Source organism: Sulfitobacter sp. HGT1, assembly GCF_013282155.1.
Classification (GTDB): domain Bacteria; phylum Pseudomonadota; class Alphaproteobacteria; order Rhodobacterales; family Rhodobacteraceae; genus Sulfitobacter.
Genome location: NZ_BLWI01000008.1, coordinates 190901 through 209400 on the forward strand (window position 1 = coordinate 190901; position 18500 = coordinate 209400).

Below are 18500 nucleotides of genomic sequence, written 5' to 3' on the forward strand. Positions count from 1 at the left end.
ATTAATTAAATGCTGCGGCATCGACGCCGAAAGTAACCGCCCCGACAGGGAACCTGGTGGCCGGGTCAACGAGCGTCAAAGAAATCTGTTGCTGATAAATATTTGCAGATTCATCAAATTCGATTTCACCTTCGTGAACGGCCCCGGGCCCTTTCGGGAAGGTTTCGGAAAACTTTTCCTCATCCCCTTGCCAGTAATCCGACGTGATGTTGCTGACGGCCGCATTCAGACCAGTGGCATCCATAACAATGATTTCAGTGATGCGACCGCCCGATTCATCAACCATCATGCGCAGGTAATCCGACGCCGCGGAATTGGCGATCGCGTTGATCAAACTTGGGTCTTTCGTGCCGATTTCAGAACGCCAGACCTCGTCTTTAGCCAGAATTTCTGACTCCTTCAGGTTCATGTTGAGGTGGTTGCTGAGCGCGAGCGCACCCCAAATCAAACTTTCATTCGCAAGGATTTCGAGCTTGACTTGAACATATGCGACGGCATTTTCCTCTGCCGCGTTGGCGGCAAAGGCCGGCATACCCGCACATCCCAAGGCAAGAGCTAACGCGTACGTCACATTATTCATTTTGTAAGATCCCTATTGAAACTGCCAATCCGATTGCTGGCCAGCCCCTTTAATAGGAAAAGTGTTTGCAAGCTCTTAATCCCAGCCGGAAATTCCGGCGGATTTTAATCGAACCCCCCATCTATTACCCGATCCCGCAGCACCTGCCCGAAACTGCCGAGCAATGACCAGTCTATCTGGAGCACCAAAATAGCGGCACAGTGGTGGCAAGAGTTGTGGCGATTTCGCATTTGGAATAATGCCTGATAGGATGAGAAAAAGGACATGAAACCGATGCGCCTAAAGTTTGAAGATCGGCGCAAGACCATGCTCTTGGGACTGGCCACAGCGGGCCTGTTTTCGGGGCTGGCATTCTATCTGGCACAGATGGGAGATGTTGCGGACGCGCTGTGGTTCGCGGGGGTGCTTCCGGTCCTGCTGGCGCTTGTTATCGACATATTCCGCAGCCTGTCGCGCGGCGAGGTCGGCCTTGATGTTGTCGCGGCGCTGTCGATGACGGCTGCGTTGGTGTTCGGGGAAACACTGGCGGCAGCGGTGGTCGCGGTCATGTATGCCGGCGGCACATTTCTGGAAAGCTTTGCCGAAGGCCGCGCCCGCCGCGAGATGCATAACCTGTTGTCACGCGTGCCGCGCACCGCCATGCTGCACCGCAACGGTGGCCTCGAGGACGTCCCCCTTGACGAGATCAGGCCCAATGACCTGTTGTTGATACGCCAGGGCGACATCGTGCCGGTGGATGGAACGCTTGCCTCAGGTACCGCGTTTCTCGACACTTCGGCCCTGACCGGTGAATCCCTGCCGGCAAAACTATCCCGCGGCGCAGAGATCATGAGCGGGGCGACCAACGCCGGAGAGCCCTTTGATCTGGTCGCGATCCGCAGCGCAGAACACAGCACCTATGCCGGCATCGTCCGTCTGGTCGAAGAGGCGCAGCGGTCCAAGGCACCGATGGCGCGGCTGGCAGACCGCTGGTCGCTCGGGTTTCTGGCGGTGACCGTGACAATCGCCTTTGCGGCATGGTGGTTCACAGGTGACCCTATTCGCGCCGTCGCGGTGTTGGTCGTTGCAACGCCCTGCCCGCTCATTCTGGCCGTGCCCGTTGCTTTGGTCGCCGGGCTGTCGCGCGCAGCGCATTTCGGCATCCTGATCAAAGGCGCAGGCCCGCTCGAGACGATGGCGCGCATCCAAACGCTGATCGTGGACAAAACCGGTACGCTGACCGATGGCCGTCCGCAGATCGTATCAATCAACTGCTGCCCGGGGTTCGAGGAAAACGACGTTCTTCGGCTTGCTGCATCGCTTGATCAGGCTTCCAAACACCCCGTCGCACAGGCCGTCGTGCTGGCCGCAAGGGAACGCGGCATTGATTTGCCCGTGCCCTCCGACATGATCGAAGCGGCTGGCGAAGGCGTGATTGGCACGGTCGAGGGCCGAAGGGTCATCGTTGGCGGTGATGATTTTGTCGCGACCCGGATCGGGCAGCGCGCAGGCAATCATTCGGCACTTGTTGCGGGGTCCGTTCTTGTGGCCGTGTCGGTTGACGGGCAGTTGGCGGGCCATCTGGTGATGGCCGATCCGCTGAGAAAAGAAACGGCTGCCATGCTCGCAGCGCTGCGCCGTCAGGGTGTTGCGCGGATTGTGCTGGCCACAGGCGACCGGAACGCAGTGGCGCAGACCATCACCAAGGGGCTTGGCCTTGACCGCATTCAGGCGAATTTGACCCCGGATCAAAAGGTGGCGCTGGTGCTGGCCGAGCGTGCAAATGGCATGGTCATGATGGTCGGGGACGGCGTCAATGACGCACCCGCACTTGCGGCGGCAAACGTAGGCGTGGCGATGGGGGCCCGCGGGGCTGCCGCCTCGGCAGAGGCAGCCGATGTCGTGTTGCTGGTGGACCGCATTGACCGGCTTGGCCCCGGCATTCAGATCGCAAAGGCCGCGCGCACGATCGCCCTGCAAAGCGTGGTCGTTGGCATCAGCCTCTCGGTTGCGGGTATGATCGCGGCGTCTTTTGGGTATCTGTCGCCCGTGCAGGGGGCCTTGCTGCAAGAGGTGATCGACCTGGCCGTAATTTTGAACGCGCTGCGGGCTTTGCGCATCTCACCAAGCGACCTATCGCCCCAAGACACCGCTTCGGACATCGACGCCATAGCGTAATAAAGGTGATGCTGATCAACGGATTATGATCCAGATCAATAAGTTTGACGCCCGCATGTGCAAAGACCCCAGTGAGGGAATTATGCATGAACGTCTTTGGCTGGATAAATGACCAACTGCTTCGGATGCAATGGCTGGCCGATCTGGTCTCGGCGGCCGTGTCGGCCACCGGGCTTGATCCGGCATCGCGCATCGGCGGGTCGGTCCATTTCTTTGTCTATGACGTCATCAAGATTTTCATCCTGCTTTCGGTCCTGATCTTCTCGATCTCACTGGTCCAAAGCTATTTCCCACCCGAACGCACGCGCCGCATTCTAGGGGGGCGTTCTGGGATCGGGGCCAATATCCTTGCCGCACTGCTTGGCACCATCACGCCGTTTTGCTCGTGCTCGTCGATCCCGCTGTTCATCGGCTTTACGGCGGCGGGGCTGCCCTTGGCAATTACGTTTTCATTCCTGATCTCGTCACCGCTGGTGGATCTGGCCTCGGTGATCCTGCTGGCGTCGATCTTCAACTGGTCCGTCGCACTGGTCTATGTGTTCGTGGGGCTTGTGGTTGCGGTGGTCGGCGGCACGTTGATCGGACGCGCAGGCATGGAGGATCAGGTGGCCGAATTTGTGCGCACCGCACCCGTGCACGATATGAGCGAAACCATGACCTGGCCAAAGCGCCTGAACTACGCCCGCGACCAGCTGTCAGAGATCATCCACCGGGTCTGGCTTTATGTGCTGATCGGCGTGGGCATCGGTGCCGCCATCCATAACTGGGTGCCTGAATCCGTGATCAGCGGCCTTTTGGGTCAGGATAAATGGTGGTCGGTTCCCGTTGCCACAATCATCGGTGTGCCCATGTACGCCGACATCTTCGGGACGCTGCCCATCGCAGAAGCCCTGATCGGCAAAGGCGTCGGCCTTGGCACGGTGCTTGCCTTCATGATGGCCGTAACCGCGCTGTCGCTCCCGTCGATCATCATGCTCAAGCGGGTGGTAAAGCTGCCGCTATTGGCGCTGTTCCTTGTGGTCGTCACGGGCGGCATTCTGGGCATCGGCGTTCTTTTTAACGCAATAACACATTGGTTCATCTGAAAGGAACATTGTCATGATCATCAAAATACTCGGCTCGGGCTGCAAAAAGTGTCTGGCACTTGAGGAAAATGTAAAAGCCGCCGTCGCAAAGGCGGGGCGTGATGCAGAAATCTCCAAGGTGACAGATATGGCCGAGATCGCCAGCTATGGCGTGATGTCCACGCCGGCCCTTGTTGTCGACGACAAGCTGGTTTCCGCAGGCAAGGTCCTGAGCGCGGATGACATCGGTGTCTGGCTGTGGAGCGGTTCGCTGCCGTAAAACCCGTAGGCTAAGACAAGCTCTCTCGGGGCCAAATGCAGCATGCGGTTTTTTCGTAACGCGGCCCCGTCAATCCGTGATCATATTGGCAGCGACCAGTTCAAGCAGGCTTTCCACCTCTTTGTCCCAATCGGTTTCCTTGCGACTGCGGTCAAATTGCAAACGGCATTGCCCGCAACTGGTGACAAAATGCGTGGCACCGGTGGCTTCGACTTCCTTGCGCTTGATCTCGAAGGCTTGCAGACGCAGCGGTGCGGCACGGGTATTGGCCAGAACGCCGCCCCCTCCGCCGCAGCAAAAGGACGTCTCTTGGGTATTCTCAAGCTCGCGTAACTCCATCCCCAAGGTTTTCAAAACGACGCGCGGGGCCCAGCCCAGCCCCCCGCGGCGGATTTGCTGGCAAGGGTCGTGGAACGTAGCGCTTTCGCCCACGGGGCGCAGGCGGATGTCGCCCGCCTGGATGCGTTCCGCCAAAAGCTCGAGCGTGTGCATGATCCGGATATCGTCGATCGGCGCACCATACCAACGGGCGGCTTCCCATCGCAACGCACCCCAGGCATGACCACATTCAGGCAGCAGGATCGTCGCGGCCCCGATCTCGCGGGCCTTGTCGATCAGCCGGCAGGTCAGTTCCCCCTGAAGTTGCGTATCACCGGATAAATACCCGAAATTCGTGGCCTCGAACGCGACCGAAGACAAGGTCCAGTCGATGCCGAGACTGTCCAGAATGCGTGCAAGCCCGACGACCGACTGATGATGCTCGTCAAGATCGCCCGGTGCCAGTGTCAGCAGCAAATCGGCTTTGGGTTTGTCCAGCGGCAAGCGGATCGAGAACTCCGCCTCAATGGCCTGGATCGCTTCGACAAAATCCGCAGGCGCACCAAAGGGGCTGTGTTTGGTTTTCGCATTCCCCGCGATCTGCGCCAGACGGTCGGGCAGCAGCCCCGCCTGAAACATCCCGTGGCGCGCTTCCTTGACCAGTTCGGCAATGTCGATGCCCATCGGGCAAACCATCGTGCAGCGCCCGCATAATGTGCAGGAATCAAAGATCAGTTCTTCCCATTCCCGCAACTCGGCAATGCTGACGGTCGGTGCGATGCCAAATGCCCGTTTGATCCAGCTGAACGGCCCCTGCAGTTGGCCGTAAGCTTTCTCGAAGGGTTTGATCTTGTGGATGGGGGTATATTTCGCTTCCCCCGTTGCCAGATGGAAATGACAGGCCTCGGCACAAAGCCCACACCGCACGCAGGCGTTCAAATAGCTTGACGCCCGTGGCCCGAATTCCGACAGGAACCCCTCCATCGCGCTTGCCACGCGAACGGCATCCGGCACGTCGCCTTGCTGGTCAAAGGACTTCGGCGGCAGTGGCTTGGTATGGGCTGTCATTGCAGGTCTCCTACATGCGGGTGCCGCGACGGCCCGCCAAAGCACCGGTAAAGCCGCGCGACAAAGGCCAGGTGAATGTGTGCATCAGGCTGCTAAACGGGAAATAGATCAGCCAAGCCTCGACAAAGCCCAGATGGATGCCCCGCAACGTGACGCTTTGTTCGCCCAACGCCATGCATCCGGTCAGCATCACCAGAAAGGTCAGCCCCGCCGCGATGTGATCGTCGGGCCGTGAGATCAGCCGCACAACCGGATCGACAAACCGCCGCACCCAAAGCGCCAGCAATCCGGTAAAGGCAAATTGCGCTGCAATGATAAAGCCCCATCTGGGCAGCGCAGGCCAGTCAAACCCCAGTATATGGTCGCGCAAAAACGCCACATGCGGGGCCGCGAAAAACAGCAGCGCAAACAGGCCGATATGAAAGGCATAGCCCGCGATGGTTACAAACCAGACCCTGCCCTGCCCCAAAAACGCCCGTCTGGGCAGGAAATGGCCAAAAATCGCCCGAACCGCACCGCCACGAGGTGAACCGACAGGCCGCGCCTGGGTTGGCGACCGCCCCGCCGTGAGGATCACAAAGATACGCCACAGACCGAACACCACAAAGATGCACACCGATAGGGTCCATAACGAACCCTCCAAAAGCTCAATCACGCCCATCTGCGGCCCCCCCTTTCGTCGCTTTCATGTCGTCCAGCCAAAGATCGTGATGCGTGCGGGCCCAGTTTTCATCGACATCGCCACTGATCATACCGTCGATCGCGCCTTCGGTGCCGATGGTACCCAGATAGATGTGCCCGATGCCAAACCCGACAAAGACCAAGGCCGCAATTGCATGCAACAGCTCGGCCCGGTGCAACAGGTCGTGTGTGCCCAGAACATCTGGAAAACTCAGAACAAGGCCCGAGACCGATAAGGCGATACCGGCAATCGTCGCCGTCCAGAACCACGCCTTTTCGCCAGCGTTGTACCGGCCCGAACTGACATGACCGCCAAACATACCGCCACCCCGAACAACCCATTTGAGGTCGCTGAACGACGGGCTGTTACCCCGCAGAAACGTGATGAACAGCGCGACCAGCGAGACGATGAAAATCGGCCCGAACAGGTTGTGGGCCTGCATAGAGGCGGTCGCGATGATGCTGAATGCGGTTTTTCCGACAATCGGGATCAAAAAGGCGCGGCCGAACAGCAGCAGCAGCCCGGTAAAACCCAGCAAAAGAAACACCACCGCCATGACCCAATGCACGACACGCTGCGCCAGCGAAAACCGCGCGACCCTCCGCCCTGACCGGCCACCGTCGATGCGCAGCCGTCCACGAGCCACGAAAAACACCATGATCGCCGCCAGGACCGTTGCAATACCAATACTGCCAAACCGGACCAGCGGCCCCGCGGGGCGGCGCAACTGCGACCACCAGACCCCATCGGCATTGATCAAGACACCATCCGTGACCTCGCTACTGCCAGGAAGCCCGCCCCCGCCTTGCCGGATCGCACGCCAGATATCACTGTCGCTTTGGTCTCCCAGCGTATTTTCAGGGCCGGACTGCGATGGAAAAGGCGGCACCGTCCCTTGGGCCGCCCCGTGTTCGACAGCGACGACCAGAAACATCATTGTAACAAGCAGCATCAATGACGCTTTTCTAACCAGCCCTGCGAAGGCGACACACATCAGGAAAACCCCGACATGACTGCATCAGTCAGGCCAAGCGCACAGCCGTTATTTCCTGAAGCCGTCAACATTGCGTTCAAACCTCACTGCGTCATCATCACTCTTTGAACACTAGCGATCGGGCCTGTGGGCGGCTTTGACGCAGATCAACTTCCAACGCAGGCCCTACCCCCGCGCTCACCGGCGCAGCGCGGCTTTGGCCGACCAGCCTTTTGTTCACGCTGTTGCACAGGGTCAGGCGGTCAAACTTGTCATTGCGTGCCGGTGCTGGCAGGGTAAATGCGCAAGACCACGGAGCCATGTCGCCAATGATCAGGAAACTTGCTGTTCTCTTACTTCTAGGCGCATCCGCGCTCTTTTCCTATCTGTACTACGACAGCTATTTCAGGTGGAAAGATTGCTTTAACGAACTGGGCCGCTGTTTTGACGCTGCAAGCGGCATTGTCCGGTTGGAACAGTCGGGCGAGGTCTGGCTGCTTTTGGCGGCGCTGTCGTTCGGGGGTGCCCTCTATCATTCATGGCGCTTGGTGCGCAGAACGCCCTAAGGCCGGACCCGTCCGTTGCGAGATATCAGCGCTTGCTACCCGACCGCGATGTTGTCGATCAACCGCACACCGGCCAGCCAGACCGCGGCCAACAGCCGTGCGGGGCGGTCCGGTTTGGTCAGCAGTTCCAAATCGTCAGCGGCGCGCAAATCCATATATTCGACCTCTCCGAAACCGGCCCGTTCCAGCCGCGCAAAAGCCTTTTCCTTCAAAGCTTCAAGATCGCCCCCCGCCAGCAGCCCCTCGGCGACGTCTTCCATCGCCAGATGCAGTTCGGGGGCGCGTGTCCGTGCGCGGTCAGAAAGCAGCAAATTACGCGAAGACATCGCCAGCCCGTCTTCCTCGCGGATGGTCGGGCATCCGATCACCTCGATCGGCAGATCCAGATCCCGCGCAAGCCGTGTCACCACCTGCAATTGCTGGTAATCCTTTTCACCGAAAAACGCTTTGTCTGCCTGGGTTTGCGTGAACAGCTTGGTAACGACCGTTGCCATGCCATCGAAATGCCCCACCCGATGCGCCCCGCACAGCCCCTTGGTCAGCCCCGCCACCGACACTGTCGTGGCAAAGCCGTCGGGGTACATCTGGTCGCCGTCCGGCACATAAAGCACATCCACCTTGAACGACTTCAACTTGCGCGCGTCTTCCTCTTCGGTACGCGGATAGTTCGCGTAATCGGTGGGGTTGTCGAATTGCTTGGGGTTGATGAACAGCGTGACAATCACCCGGTCACATTGCTGGCTGGCCGCCCGAACAAGGCTCAGATGGCCTGCATGCAAAGCGCCCATCGTCGGCACAACGCCCACGGTTTCACCGGCAGATTTCCAACCGCCAACAATGCCGCGCAATTCGGCCAGGGTGCGAATGATTGTGGGGCTCATTTCTTTGGGCTTTCATCCGAGAATACATGCTCCGGTCCGGGAAAGACCCGCGTCTGGACCTCGTCCGCATAGGCTTGCACGGCCAGTTTGGCCCCCTCGCCCAAGGTGGCATAGCGTTTCACAAATTTCGCCTTGAAGGCCGTGAAAAGCCCCAGCATGTCGTCCACAACCAAAATCTGCCCGTCGCATTTTGCCGATGCACCGATCCCGATGGTCGGAATGGCCACATCGCGCGTGATCTGGTCCGCCAGCGTTTCAGGCACTTTCTCAAGGACGACGGCAAAGGCACCTGCGGCGGCCACGGCTTTCGCATCGGCCAGCATCTGGGCACCCGCATCGCCGCGCCCCTGCACCTTGTAGCCGCCCAACGTGTGAATGGATTGCGGGGTCAGCCCGATATGCGCCATCACCGGAATGCCGCGCCTGGTCAGAAAGGCGATTGTTTCGGCCATAACCTCGCCGCCTTCCAGCTTGACGGCACCCGCGCCGGTTTCGCGCATCAACCGCGCGGCGCTGGCAAATGCCTGCTGGGGGGATTGCTCGTAGCTGCCAAAGGGCATGTCGATCACCAGCATGGATTGCTTCAACCCACGCCGGACCGCCTGCCCGTGCAAGATCATCATGTCCATGGTCACTTCCAATGTGGACGTCAAACCATGCAGGACCATCCCCACTGAATCGCCCACCAGAACAAAGTCGCAAATCCCGTCCATCAGTTCCGCCATCGGCGTTGTATAGGCGGTCAGGCTGACCAAAGGCGTCCCGCCTTTTCGCGCCAGAATATCCGTCGGCATCGGAGCAGTCTTTTGGGCAGTGGCACTCATTTTGGCGGTCCTCACCGGGATTGATTGCAGTCAGGCTCTAATATTGGGTCAATTGTTGTCGAACAACCCTCGACCCTGCAAATTTCGCAATAACGCTGCGAAGGATAACCCTGCAGCGCCTTTTTCCGTGCCCTTTTTGACCCCCGGGCTGGTGCCCCTGGCGGGCCTATCTGTCGCCCGTTGCATTTGTGGTTTATGTTTGGCGCAACTATAGCCTTGCCGATATTCATACGCCCCGCGAAAGGCATCGCAGATATGATTTCACACCTGAGGGCACATCTGTGCGCCATCGCCAAAGACGGGTTTCCTGTTACGTATCAGGCCCTTGCCAGCGCCCTTGGTCTGGTGCCGCCAAATACGATCCACCAGATTACCGTCGCACTTGAAACCTTGATCCTTGAGGATGCCGCCGCCGACCGACCGCTGATCGCCGCCCTTGTGATCAGCAAGGCCCGTGGCGGATTGCCCGCGCCCGGATTTTTCGACTGCGCACAGCGCGTCGGGCGCTTTCAGGGCGACCCGTCCGGCCCCGAAGCCCCGGCATTTTATGCAACCGAGTTTCAAAAAGCGGTCGAATTCTGGCGCGCAGCCGAGGCAACCGGTTGATCCTGCGTGTTTTCTTTAGATGCGGGTGGTTTGAATTGCGTCGCCGCTACCCTGCCGTCGGGTCGCCGGGCTGATACCCGATAACCACCGCCCCCAACACCATATCCACAACGCGGCTGCGCAACCTTTTTTGGCCGTTTTCTGAATAAAGACTGTTGCCAAACGAAAACGCGAAAGTCTCCATGTTGGAGACGTTGTAAAAACTTGCCGAGCTGGTCATCCAGTGCAGTTCAAGCGGGTCGGCATCCTTGCGCAAGACACCGCTGGCTTTGCCCCGATCACAGATGTCGGTCAGTTTGTCGATGATAGCCTTGTTCAGCTTAGGAATGATCTCGGACCGCTTCACATACTCTGCGTTATGGATGTTTTCGATCATCACAAGGCGGATGAACTGCGGGTTGTTCACATGTGAATCAAAGGTCGCTTCGGTCAGCCGGCGCAGGGCCGCAACAGGGTCAAGCCCTTCAACATCCAATGTTTTCTCGGTGTCGCGCAAGGAGGAATAGACCCGTTCCAGAACATGCTGGTAAAGACCTTCCTTGTCCCCGAAATAATAGTAGATCATGCGCTTTGAGGTCGCCGTCTTCTGCGCGATTTCGTTGATATTCGCCCCCGAAAGCCCCCGTGCGGCAAATTCCTCTGTGGCGATTGTGAGGATGTTTTCTTTGACGGCGGCGGGGTCTTTCTTCCAGGTGGTTTTCCGCTTCGGATCCGCCTTTACCGTTTCTTTATCCATTTCAATTGCCCTCGAAATCTTGTGACCCTGAGAGTGGAGTAGCACAGAATTAACTCGGTGGTACATTTTATTTGACAAATTAACCGGAAGGTACATAAGTGAAGCTGTAATCGGCGGTGCGGGGAGCGAATCGTCGAGAAAAAACACCAAGGGAGGATAGAAATGTCTCGTAAACTGATTGGCGCACTCGTCGCCTTCGGACTGAGCGCGTCCGTTGCGACGGCTCAAGAATACCCAACAAAAGAAATCCAGGGAATCATCCAATGGGGTGCAGGCGGGTCGACCGACACCGTGATGCGGTCCGTGACACCACATGCCGAAGCAGCACTTGGTGGGACAGTTGTCATGCAGAACATGACCGGCGCTGTCGGTGCGATCGCGTTGAACTATGTCGCAGATTCCAAAGCAGACGGCTACACGCTGCTGATGGGGGCTGAAAACCCGATGCTCTACAAGATCATGGGCCTTGGCGACAAAGATTACAGCGAATTCACCCCGATCAATATTCTGGCACGCGGCACGCCAATTCTGGTGGCCAATAACGACGCGCCTTTTGATGATTACGCGGGCATGATGGCGTACATCCGCGCACATCCAGGTGAGCTCAAGATGGGTGCCACAGGACCGGGCGGCTTGCCGTCGGTGATCACGGCCATGATGAACACGGTCGAAGGTGAAATGGACGTGATTTCCGTACCTTATGATGGTGACGGCCCTGCCCTTACCGCCCTGCAAGGGGGTGCGATTGATGTGATGCCTGCGGTTTTGGGCGCTTCGATCGAAAGCATCCGTGCCGGCGCAATGAAGCCGATCGCGATTTTCGATGTCGCACAGAATGCAAAGCTGCCTGACGTGCCGCTCGTGACGTCGGCCAATGAAGGCTACAGCAAATATCTGCCCTGGGGTCCGTTTTTTGGCGTCTTCACGCCCAAAAGCACACCTGATGATGTTGTTGCAAAGCTCAGCGCAGCCTATGCCGAAGGTGCCGCACATCCTGATTTCGTAAAGCTGATGGACGACCGTGGCTTTACCATGATGGGCATCAGCGGGGCCGAGGCGAACGACTTTCTGTCGAAATGGCAGCAAGGCACCGCATGGCTGCTGCAGGACGCAGGTCTGGCCAAAGCATCCCCAGAAGAGTTCGGCATCGCCCGTCCCTAAGGCGTGATCCCGACAAAACCGGATGGCTGGCCTTCGGGCCTGCCACAAACCTGGCACCGCCCGCGCCTTTAAATGCCGGGCGGCGCTAAGCGTTCGGGTGGGAGAAGACCGGACAAAATCTCAGGGAGGAGAGGATCATGGATCCAGAATTTAGAGGTGACATAGATCACCACGACGGAACATCCGACGCAACGCCGGGCGGATACCGTGAAAAGCGCCGGCCCGGGGAATTGGCCTTTGCCCTGTTCCTGACGCTGGCCAGCTTGTTCTTGCTGTACAGCGCCTACGGGATTTCCGGGTTCGAAGCCCTGTCAGCGCCGGGCGCTATTCCAATGGCGACAACGCTGGTGATGGCCGTTTCGGCCGGTATCGTGGCCTTGCGCACGGCCCGCTTGCAGCGCGTCACCACCGAGACACTCTCAAAAGATATCCTGCCCGTAACGGTGATCGTGTTTATCGGTTTCCTGATTGTGTTTGGTCTGGCTTTGCAGCCCTTGGGTTTCGTCCTCACCGCTGCCCTGTTTTTGATCGTCGCGATCAAGGTGCTTGCGAAACGGGGCTGGGGCTACACGCTGGCGGTCTCGCTGGGGTCGCTGGTCGTGATCTGGATCGTCTTTCGCGTGGTTTTCACCGTGCTCTTGCCCGCTGGCATTCTGCCCGAGGCTGAATTTATCCAGTTTTTCCGAACCCTTATCTCAAAAGGTGCCTTCTGATGGAAACGTTTCTCGCCATTCTCACGGTCTTCACCCAACCTGAACTGCTTGCCCTTGTCGGCATAGGCACTTTTGCGGGCATCTATATTGGTGCCATCCCCGGCCTTTCGGTCACCATGGCCGTATCCATCCTGATTTCCTTTACCTTTTCATGGGACGTTTACCCCGCGATTTCGCTGATGGTCGGCATTTACATGGGCGGCGTCTATGGCGGGTCGCGCACTGCGATCTTGCTGAACATCCCCGGCGCACCATCGGCCATTGCAACGGCGATGGACGGCTATCCCATGGCGCAACGCGGCGAAGCGGGGCAAGCCATTGGCGTGACCACGGTTATGTCGTTCTTTGGCGGCCTAATTGGCATCTTAGTCTTGGCCCTTGCCGCCCCGTTCGTGTCCGAATTTGCCCTGACGTTCCAGCCGCGCGACTATATGCTGCTGGCGGTTTTGGGCATTCTTCTGGTCGGCTCGCTGTCCAGCGGGTCCATGGTGAAAGGCATCTTTGCCGGTGCGCTTGGCATCGCCATCGGTGCCGTCGGGCGCGACCCGCTGACCTTCACCGAGCGGTTCACCTTTGATTTCCAGATCATGGAAGGCGGGATTTCATTCATCGCCGTTATGATCGGCATGTTCGGTGTGTCCGAGGCGCTGATACAGTTGCAAAACGTCGGCATGAAGGCCGTGCGCCAGAAGATCGACAAGATCGTCCCGTCTTTCAGCACCATCAAGACCTATCTGCCGCTGTCGCTGCAAACCTCGACCATCGGGGTCATTATCGGCGCTTTACCCGGAACCGGCGGCGATATCGCCGCGCTGATGGCCTATGACCATGCAAAACGGGTCACCAAGAACCCCAAGATACCTTTCGGCAAGGGCGCGATGGAAGGGCTGGTGGCCCCCGAAACAGCCAATAACGCAGCTGTCGGTGGCGCATTCATCCCGATGATGACGCTTGGTATTCCCGGCGATGCGGTGACTGCGATCATGATCGGTGCCCTGTTCATCCACGGTTTGAACCCCGGCCCGATGCTGATGATTGATCAGCCCGATATGTTCTGGTTTATTATCGGCGCATTGTTCACCGCGAACATCTTTATGCTGATCTTTGGCCTGACAGGTATCAAGATCTTCACCAAGATCGTCGAGATGCCGCGCTCCGTTATTATTCCGCTGATCCTGCTGTTGTCGATTGTCGGGGCCTATGCGGTTAACAACTCCATCACCGATGTTTACTGGATGCTTGGCTTTGGCGTCTTCGGGTATTTCATGCGCCATTACGGCTACCCTCTTGGTCCGGTGATTCTTGGCGTGATCCTGTCGCGTCTGCTGGATGACAACTGGCGCCGGGCAATCATCTCTGAGCGCGAGGATCTGGGCCGGTTTTTCCACGGCGTATTCACCAGCCCGCTGTCTTGTGTGCTGTTTGTCGCGGTGATCCTGATTTTCGTCAGCCAGACACCGCTTTGGACGGCAATCAAGAAACGCGTCTTCGCAAAGACATCCTGAGCCCCGCGTCCGGACCCTCGTTTCCAGTCTCACACCGCGCAAAGTTATCGGCCTGATGGCCGGTAACACCGGTTCGGCCTGCCTGCTCTTGGCAATGCGGCGCTTGATCTGCGCGGGCATATCGGCAACCTTGTGATCAACGCAGCGCTGTCGCACACAAGGAGACATGGACGTGAGAAACATCCTTTGGTTTTTGGGACTGGTGATCGTCGGTTTGCTGGCCTACCTCGCCTTGTGGCCAGTAGCCGTGCGTCCCGCCGCTTGGGAGGCGCCTGAAAATGCGGGATATACCGGCGATTTTGCCGCCAATGACCGCCTGACTGCGCTTGATCTGATCGGGCTGGACGGGCGCACCGGCCCTGAAGACGCCGATATCGGGCCAGATGGCCTGATCTATGTCGCCACCCATGACGGAGAGATCTTGCGCATCGAAAACGACGGTGCGGTCACATCCTTTGCCCAGACGAACGGCCGCCCCCTCGGGATCGAATTTGCCGCGGATGGCACGCTCTATGTGGCCGATGCCTATCGCGGATTGCTGGCCGTTGACCGCGCGGGTCAGGTCAGCTTGCTGACCAACCAAGCCGAGGATGGCCGCCCGGTCCTGTATGCCGACGACCTTGATATCGCCGCAGACGGGGCCGTCTATTTTTCAGATGCCTCGACCCGGTTCGGTGCCGAAGCAAATGGCGGCACGTTGGCGGCGTCGGTCCTCGATCTTGTTGAACACTCTGCCAATGGGCGTATCCTGAAATTCGACCCTGCCACTGGCAAGACGACGGTTTTCGCAGACGGATTGAATTTCGCCAATGGTGTCGCTGTGGACGAGGCAAGCAAAGCCGTGTTTGTGGTCGAAACAGGTGCCTATCGCGTCTGGCGCTTTCCCATAAATGGCGGCCCCGGACAGGTGGTTTTGGACAACCTGCCGGGCTTTCCAGACAACATCAATAACGCGCCGGATGGCACATTCTGGGTGGGCCTTGTCAGTCCGCGCAATGCCATCATGGACAAGCTGTCGGGCAATCCCCCCCTGCGGCGCGTCATCATGCGCCTGCCCGATGCGATGAAACCCGCGCCGACGCGCTATGGCTTTATCCTGCGCATGGATGCCGAGGGCCGCGTGATCGAAACGCTTCAGGATCCGGCAGGAAATTACGCGCTAACGACCGGGGCCGTCACCCTGCCAGACGGGCGTATTGCAGTGACATCCCTGACCGAACCGCGTTTGGGTGTGCTGGGCAATTGACGCATTTGGCGGGATGCCCTGCCCGTCATTCCACCCTTTAACCGTCCAGCTATCGCAGCGTTCACACCTCAAGCAGTGCGGCAAGCGCGCTGCGCGGCTGCACCACATCGGCCAGTGTATAGCTGTCAAGCGTGGCAAAGAACGCCTCTTGCGCCTGGGCAAGCGGGCCGCGCAATCCGCAGGCTGGCAGGATCAGGCAGGATTTATTGGTTCCGAAACATTCAACCACCGGATCATTACGCTTCATCGCCCGCACCACAGCACCAATGCTGATCAGATCGGCGCTGCGCCCAAGGGTCAGCCCGCCATTGCGCCCCCGTTCGGAGATCGCGAATCCTTCGGCAACCAGCTGCGTTGCGACCTTGGACAGGTGATGTTCGGACAAGTCGTACAGCAAGGCGATCTGTGATGTCGGCACCCGCGCAGGTGCCCGGACGGCCAATGTGATCAATATCCGCAAGGCGAAGTCGGTGAATTTGTCCAGTTGCATGGCGCTATATTTAGCATTTGAACTGCGCAATTAAAAGCGGTAGATAATACGCATCAGAAATACTGATTAAAGGGACACCCCATGACACTTTCCGAAGCTTTCCTGTGGCCTGGTACCAAAGTCTGCGAAAAACTGGGCGTCGATCCGGAGGGCGAGGCAGGATTGCTGCGCTGGATGGTCAACACCCTTGTCTATCTGGTGCTCAGCCTGATTTTTGTCTGGATTTTCGTGGTTTGACCATCCCGCCACGCATTCCGGTCACTGTGGACCAAATCCAGACAGTCGTGGCGCAATTCTATGCCCGCGTCCGCGCCCATCCCGTGCTTGGGCCGGTTTTTGCCGCCCATGTGACCGACTGGCCCCCGCACGAGGCAAAGATCACGCTGTTCTGGCGCAACGCGCTTTTGCTGGAGCGGTGTTACAACGGCAACCCGATGCAGGTTCACGCCGCTGCGGGCAACGTCAAAAGCGACCACTTTGCGATCTGGCTTGCGCTGTTCGATGCGGTGCTTGAACAAGAACTCCCCCAGCCCCTTGCCCAGGCATGGTCGACACTGGCCCATCGCATCGGACGCGGGCTCAGCTACGGTCTTCCTTCGTCTTGTGGGAAACAGTCGGTGCCTGATCTAGGCGCGTTTTAGGTCAGGCGTTGCGCGTTGCCCGCTAGCCCACGTCCGACACCAGCCGCATCCCCAAATGTGCAGGGGGTGCGCCAACCGCGCAGCCGCCTCTGGCAGGGTCACGGACAAGGTATGACATGACGGCTTCGTGTTCTCCTCCCATGACATAGGCGGGGCAGCGTGATGGGTCGGTCTTGCCGCCCTGCCCGCTGGCACCGGCATAGCAGTCTTGGGTCCATTCCCATACATTGCCATCCATATCCTCAATGCCCGCCGCTGTCGTGCTAAACGCACCGCTGGGACGCAAGGCGCGGCCGGTTGTATCGGCTTTCGTCAAATAGGCCGAAGCCCAGGTCAGGGACGGGTCGGTAAAGATCGGGTCGGGCTTTCGGGGCATCACGTCTTCGGCAAGCTCGGTCCATTCGGTGGCGGTGGGCAAGCGCCACACCGTGTCACTGCTGGCATTTATCCAGCGTAAATATTCCATCGCATCAGGATAGCTCAGGCCCGTTGCGGGGTAATCTGCGGCGGACGTCTTGCGTTTCATATCCAAGGTACAGTGCCCTGCCTCATGGCACGCCTGCCACTGCTCCACGGTGACTTCGCGGGTTTGCACGCGCAAGGTCTGCCCGCTGCGCAAGACCACTTTTGCGCTGAGACGATCAGGGGCAAATGCGGGATCGGGGCCGCGCATTACCTGCACGGCCCCGATCGCCAAAGCGACCAAGGCAACACCCCCGAGCAGGATCAACAGGCTCTTTTTGGACAGTGCATTGGTCATTTTTTTATCCCTCAAAGGGTTCAGGTCGCGAATTCATGCGGTGCTACCACCTGCTCCATCAGCGAATTGTCCCACTCGCCCTCGACCACGAAATGCGCGGTTGCGCCCAGCAAAGCGGCCTCGATCAGGTTGTGGTTCACATAGGCGTAAACGCCGGGCTGCTCAAAGGTGTACATCGCCGCCATCGCAGTACCGCCCCGCACGAACCAGGTCTCAAGACCGGTCAAAGGCGCATCGCTGAACGAAGTTTCCCAGACATAGTTGCCATGCCCGCCGATCAGGTGCGGACGGCTGTCGCGGTTGGCCTGATTATGGATCATCAACACGGTTTCACCGACGTTGAACTTCATCGCATTTTCGCCGGTGATCGCGCCCACAGCCCCGTTAAAGACACAGTGGGTCGGGGTCAGGGTCCGCATCGCTTCGATGCTGTCGGAATAGTCGTCGCCCGCAGCTTCATAGGTCATATATTCGCCATCCGCGTCTTTGGGCAGATAGTAATCCTGTTCACCGATATAGGCGATCTTGTCATAGGTCAGCAGGTTGCCATCACCGTCTTTCAGACCGTCACGCGGCAGCACCATGACCGCGCCGTTCATGCCGTGGGTCACGTGATACGGGATCATCGCGCCACCGGGGGCACAGTGATAGGTAAAGCAGCCCGGCTTGGTCGCCTTCCAGCGCAGCACGGTTTCTTCGCCGGGGAACACGTGGGTCAAACCACCGCCGCCCAAGGCACCGGTCGAGGCGTGAAAGTCGATGTTATGCTCCATCACGCTGTCGGCAGGGTTGCGCAATGTCAGCTCGACCATGTCGCCCTCATGGACGATGATCAGCGGGCCGGGGACCGAACCGTTGTAGGTCAGCGCCCAGACCGACGCGCCTGTATCCTCGTCCACGACCATCAGACGTTCGGTGGTTTCGAGGGTGACTTCGACGATTTTGGGCCCACCGGTCGCGACCTGTTCATGGACAGGCGCATAGGGGGGTGCGACCAGCTCTTGCTTGACGCGGGTATAGCCCGACAGGTCCGCAGGTTTTGCAGTGCTGTCAGCGGTTTGCTGCGCTGCTGCCTTGTACAGTTTTGCCGAAGTCGCGTTGGCGATATCAAGCTTTGGCGCGCGGGTACGCGCCATTGCGCCGGCCCCGGTCAGCGCCGCAGCACCCGCAAGGACAGAGCCGCGCAAAACGTTGCGACGGTTGGTTTTCATAAGGCCTGGGTTGATAAACTTTTTCATGACATGAGTTC

21 protein-coding genes are annotated in these 18500 nt (G+C 58.7%); 11 read left to right on the forward strand and 10 right to left on the reverse strand.

What is annotated here, in order from left to right; genetic code table 11:
• Position 1: 1 nt before the first annotated feature.
• Positions 2-580: a hypothetical protein gene (locus HGT1_RS07175; protein ID WP_176249248.1), complete on the reverse strand. Its 579-nt coding sequence runs from the start codon at positions 578-580 to the stop codon at positions 2-4.
• Positions 581-853: 273 nt separating this feature from the next.
• On the opposite strand from HGT1_RS07175, the gene HGT1_RS07180 reads away from it, so the two are divergent.
• The 3 genes from HGT1_RS07180 (at position 854) to HGT1_RS07190 (ending at position 4081) form a co-directional block, all read left to right on the forward strand.
• Positions 854-2737 (forward strand): heavy metal translocating P-type ATPase, encoded by a 1884-nt coding sequence (locus HGT1_RS07180; protein ID WP_176249249.1) that lies wholly within the window; start codon positions 854-856, stop codon positions 2735-2737.
• Between the two features lie 86 nt (positions 2738-2823).
• Positions 2824-3822 (forward strand): permease, encoded by a 999-nt coding sequence (locus HGT1_RS07185; RefSeq protein ID WP_176249250.1) that lies wholly within the window; start codon positions 2824-2826, stop codon positions 3820-3822.
• A 13-nt stretch (positions 3823-3835) separates the two neighbouring features.
• Positions 3836-4081, forward strand: coding sequence for a thioredoxin family protein (locus HGT1_RS07190; protein ID WP_176249251.1), 246 nt, complete (start codon positions 3836-3838; stop codon positions 4079-4081).
• 69 nt (positions 4082-4150) lie between these two features.
• Here HGT1_RS07190 and HGT1_RS07195 read toward each other — a convergent pair whose 3' ends face one another.
• The 3 genes from HGT1_RS07195 to HGT1_RS07205 are packed head-to-tail and all read right to left on the reverse strand — an operon-like array spanning position 4151 to position 7101.
• Positions 4151-5467, reverse strand: a complete 1317-nt coding sequence (locus tag HGT1_RS07195) for a (Fe-S)-binding protein (protein WP_176249252.1) — start codon at positions 5465-5467, stop codon at positions 4151-4153.
• A 10-nt stretch (positions 5468-5477) separates the two neighbouring features.
• The gene (locus tag HGT1_RS07200; protein ID WP_176249253.1) at positions 5478-6128 is read right to left on the reverse strand and encodes a hypothetical protein; all 651 of its coding nucleotides are present in this window, start codon (positions 6126-6128) and stop codon (positions 5478-5480) included.
• The gene (locus HGT1_RS07205; RefSeq protein ID WP_176249254.1) at positions 6115-7101 is read right to left on the reverse strand and encodes a formate dehydrogenase subunit gamma; all 987 of its coding nucleotides are present in this window, start codon (positions 7099-7101) and stop codon (positions 6115-6117) included. Before HGT1_RS07205 ends, HGT1_RS07200 begins: the two co-directional genes overlap by 14 nt.
• A 350-nt stretch (positions 7102-7451) precedes the next feature.
• Here HGT1_RS07205 and HGT1_RS07210 point away from each other — a divergent pair, with 350 nt between their 5' ends.
• Complete coding sequence (locus HGT1_RS07210; protein ID WP_176249255.1) at positions 7452-7688, forward strand: hypothetical protein; 237 nt, start codon at positions 7452-7454, stop codon at positions 7686-7688.
• 35 nt (positions 7689-7723) lie between these two features.
• Here the strand turns inward: HGT1_RS07210 and panC are convergent, their stop codons facing one another.
• On the reverse strand, positions 7724-8569 hold the full coding sequence (panC, locus tag HGT1_RS07215) for a pantoate--beta-alanine ligase (protein ID WP_176249256.1): 846 nt from the start codon (positions 8567-8569) through the stop codon (positions 7724-7726).
• A complete protein-coding gene (panB, locus tag HGT1_RS07220; protein WP_176249257.1) occupies positions 8566-9393 on the reverse strand; it encodes a 3-methyl-2-oxobutanoate hydroxymethyltransferase in 828 nt (275 codons plus the stop codon). Before panB ends, panC begins: the two co-directional genes overlap by 4 nt.
• A 255-nt stretch (positions 9394-9648) precedes the next feature.
• Here panB and HGT1_RS07225 point away from each other — a divergent pair, with 255 nt between their 5' ends.
• Positions 9649-9999 carry a hypothetical protein gene (locus tag HGT1_RS07225; protein ID WP_176249258.1) on the forward strand — a complete coding sequence of 117 codons (351 nt, stop codon included), beginning with the start codon at positions 9649-9651 and terminating at the stop codon, positions 9997-9999.
• 46 nt (positions 10000-10045) lie between these two features.
• Here HGT1_RS07225 and HGT1_RS07230 read toward each other — a convergent pair whose 3' ends face one another.
• Positions 10046-10735, reverse strand: coding sequence for a TetR family transcriptional regulator (locus tag HGT1_RS07230; RefSeq protein ID WP_176249259.1), 690 nt, complete (start codon positions 10733-10735; stop codon positions 10046-10048).
• A 162-nt stretch (positions 10736-10897) separates the two neighbouring features.
• Here HGT1_RS07230 and HGT1_RS07235 point away from each other — a divergent pair, with 162 nt between their 5' ends.
• The 4 genes from HGT1_RS07235 to HGT1_RS07250 all read left to right on the forward strand — a co-directional run bounded on the left by HGT1_RS07235 (position 10898) and on the right by HGT1_RS07250 (position 15360).
• On the forward strand, positions 10898-11896 hold the full coding sequence (locus tag HGT1_RS07235; RefSeq protein WP_176249260.1) for a tripartite tricarboxylate transporter substrate binding protein: 999 nt from the start codon (positions 10898-10900) through the stop codon (positions 11894-11896).
• A gap of 137 nt (positions 11897-12033) precedes the next feature.
• Entirely contained in the window at positions 12034-12609 is a 576-nt protein-coding gene (locus HGT1_RS07240) for a tripartite tricarboxylate transporter TctB family protein (RefSeq protein WP_176249261.1), read from the forward strand.
• On the forward strand, positions 12609-14114 hold the full coding sequence (locus tag HGT1_RS07245; RefSeq protein ID WP_176249262.1) for a tripartite tricarboxylate transporter permease: 1506 nt from the start codon (positions 12609-12611) through the stop codon (positions 14112-14114). Before HGT1_RS07240 ends, HGT1_RS07245 begins: the two co-directional genes overlap by 1 nt.
• Before the next feature lie 172 nt (positions 14115-14286).
• Positions 14287-15360, forward strand: coding sequence for an SMP-30/gluconolactonase/LRE family protein (locus HGT1_RS07250; protein WP_255200125.1), 1074 nt, complete (start codon positions 14287-14289; stop codon positions 15358-15360).
• Positions 15361-15421: 61 nt separating this feature from the next.
• Here HGT1_RS07250 and HGT1_RS07255 read toward each other — a convergent pair whose 3' ends face one another.
• On the reverse strand, positions 15422-15850 hold the full coding sequence (locus tag HGT1_RS07255) for an Rrf2 family transcriptional regulator (RefSeq protein ID WP_176249264.1): 429 nt from the start codon (positions 15848-15850) through the stop codon (positions 15422-15424).
• 81 nt (positions 15851-15931) lie between these two features.
• Between HGT1_RS07255 and HGT1_RS07260 the strand changes: the two genes are divergently transcribed.
• Together HGT1_RS07260 and HGT1_RS07265 are read left to right on the forward strand one after the other, a co-directional pair.
• Positions 15932-16087, forward strand: coding sequence for a hypothetical protein (locus tag HGT1_RS07260; RefSeq protein WP_176249265.1), 156 nt, complete (start codon positions 15932-15934; stop codon positions 16085-16087).
• Positions 16084-16491, forward strand: coding sequence for a group III truncated hemoglobin (locus tag HGT1_RS07265; RefSeq protein WP_176249266.1), 408 nt, complete (start codon positions 16084-16086; stop codon positions 16489-16491). The genes HGT1_RS07260 and HGT1_RS07265 overlap by 4 nt, the downstream gene beginning before the upstream one ends.
• 22 nt (positions 16492-16513) lie before the next feature.
• Here HGT1_RS07265 and HGT1_RS07270 read toward each other — a convergent pair whose 3' ends face one another.
• Both HGT1_RS07270 and nirK read right to left on the reverse strand, forming a co-directional pair.
• On the reverse strand, positions 16514-17251 hold the full coding sequence (locus tag HGT1_RS07270) for an SUMF1/EgtB/PvdO family nonheme iron enzyme (protein ID WP_176249267.1): 738 nt from the start codon (positions 17249-17251) through the stop codon (positions 16514-16516).
• Between the two features lie 20 nt (positions 17252-17271).
• Entirely contained in the window at positions 17272-18489 is a 1218-nt protein-coding gene (gene nirK / locus HGT1_RS07275; RefSeq protein WP_176249268.1) for a copper-containing nitrite reductase, read from the reverse strand.
• Positions 18490-18500 lie beyond the last annotated feature (11 nt).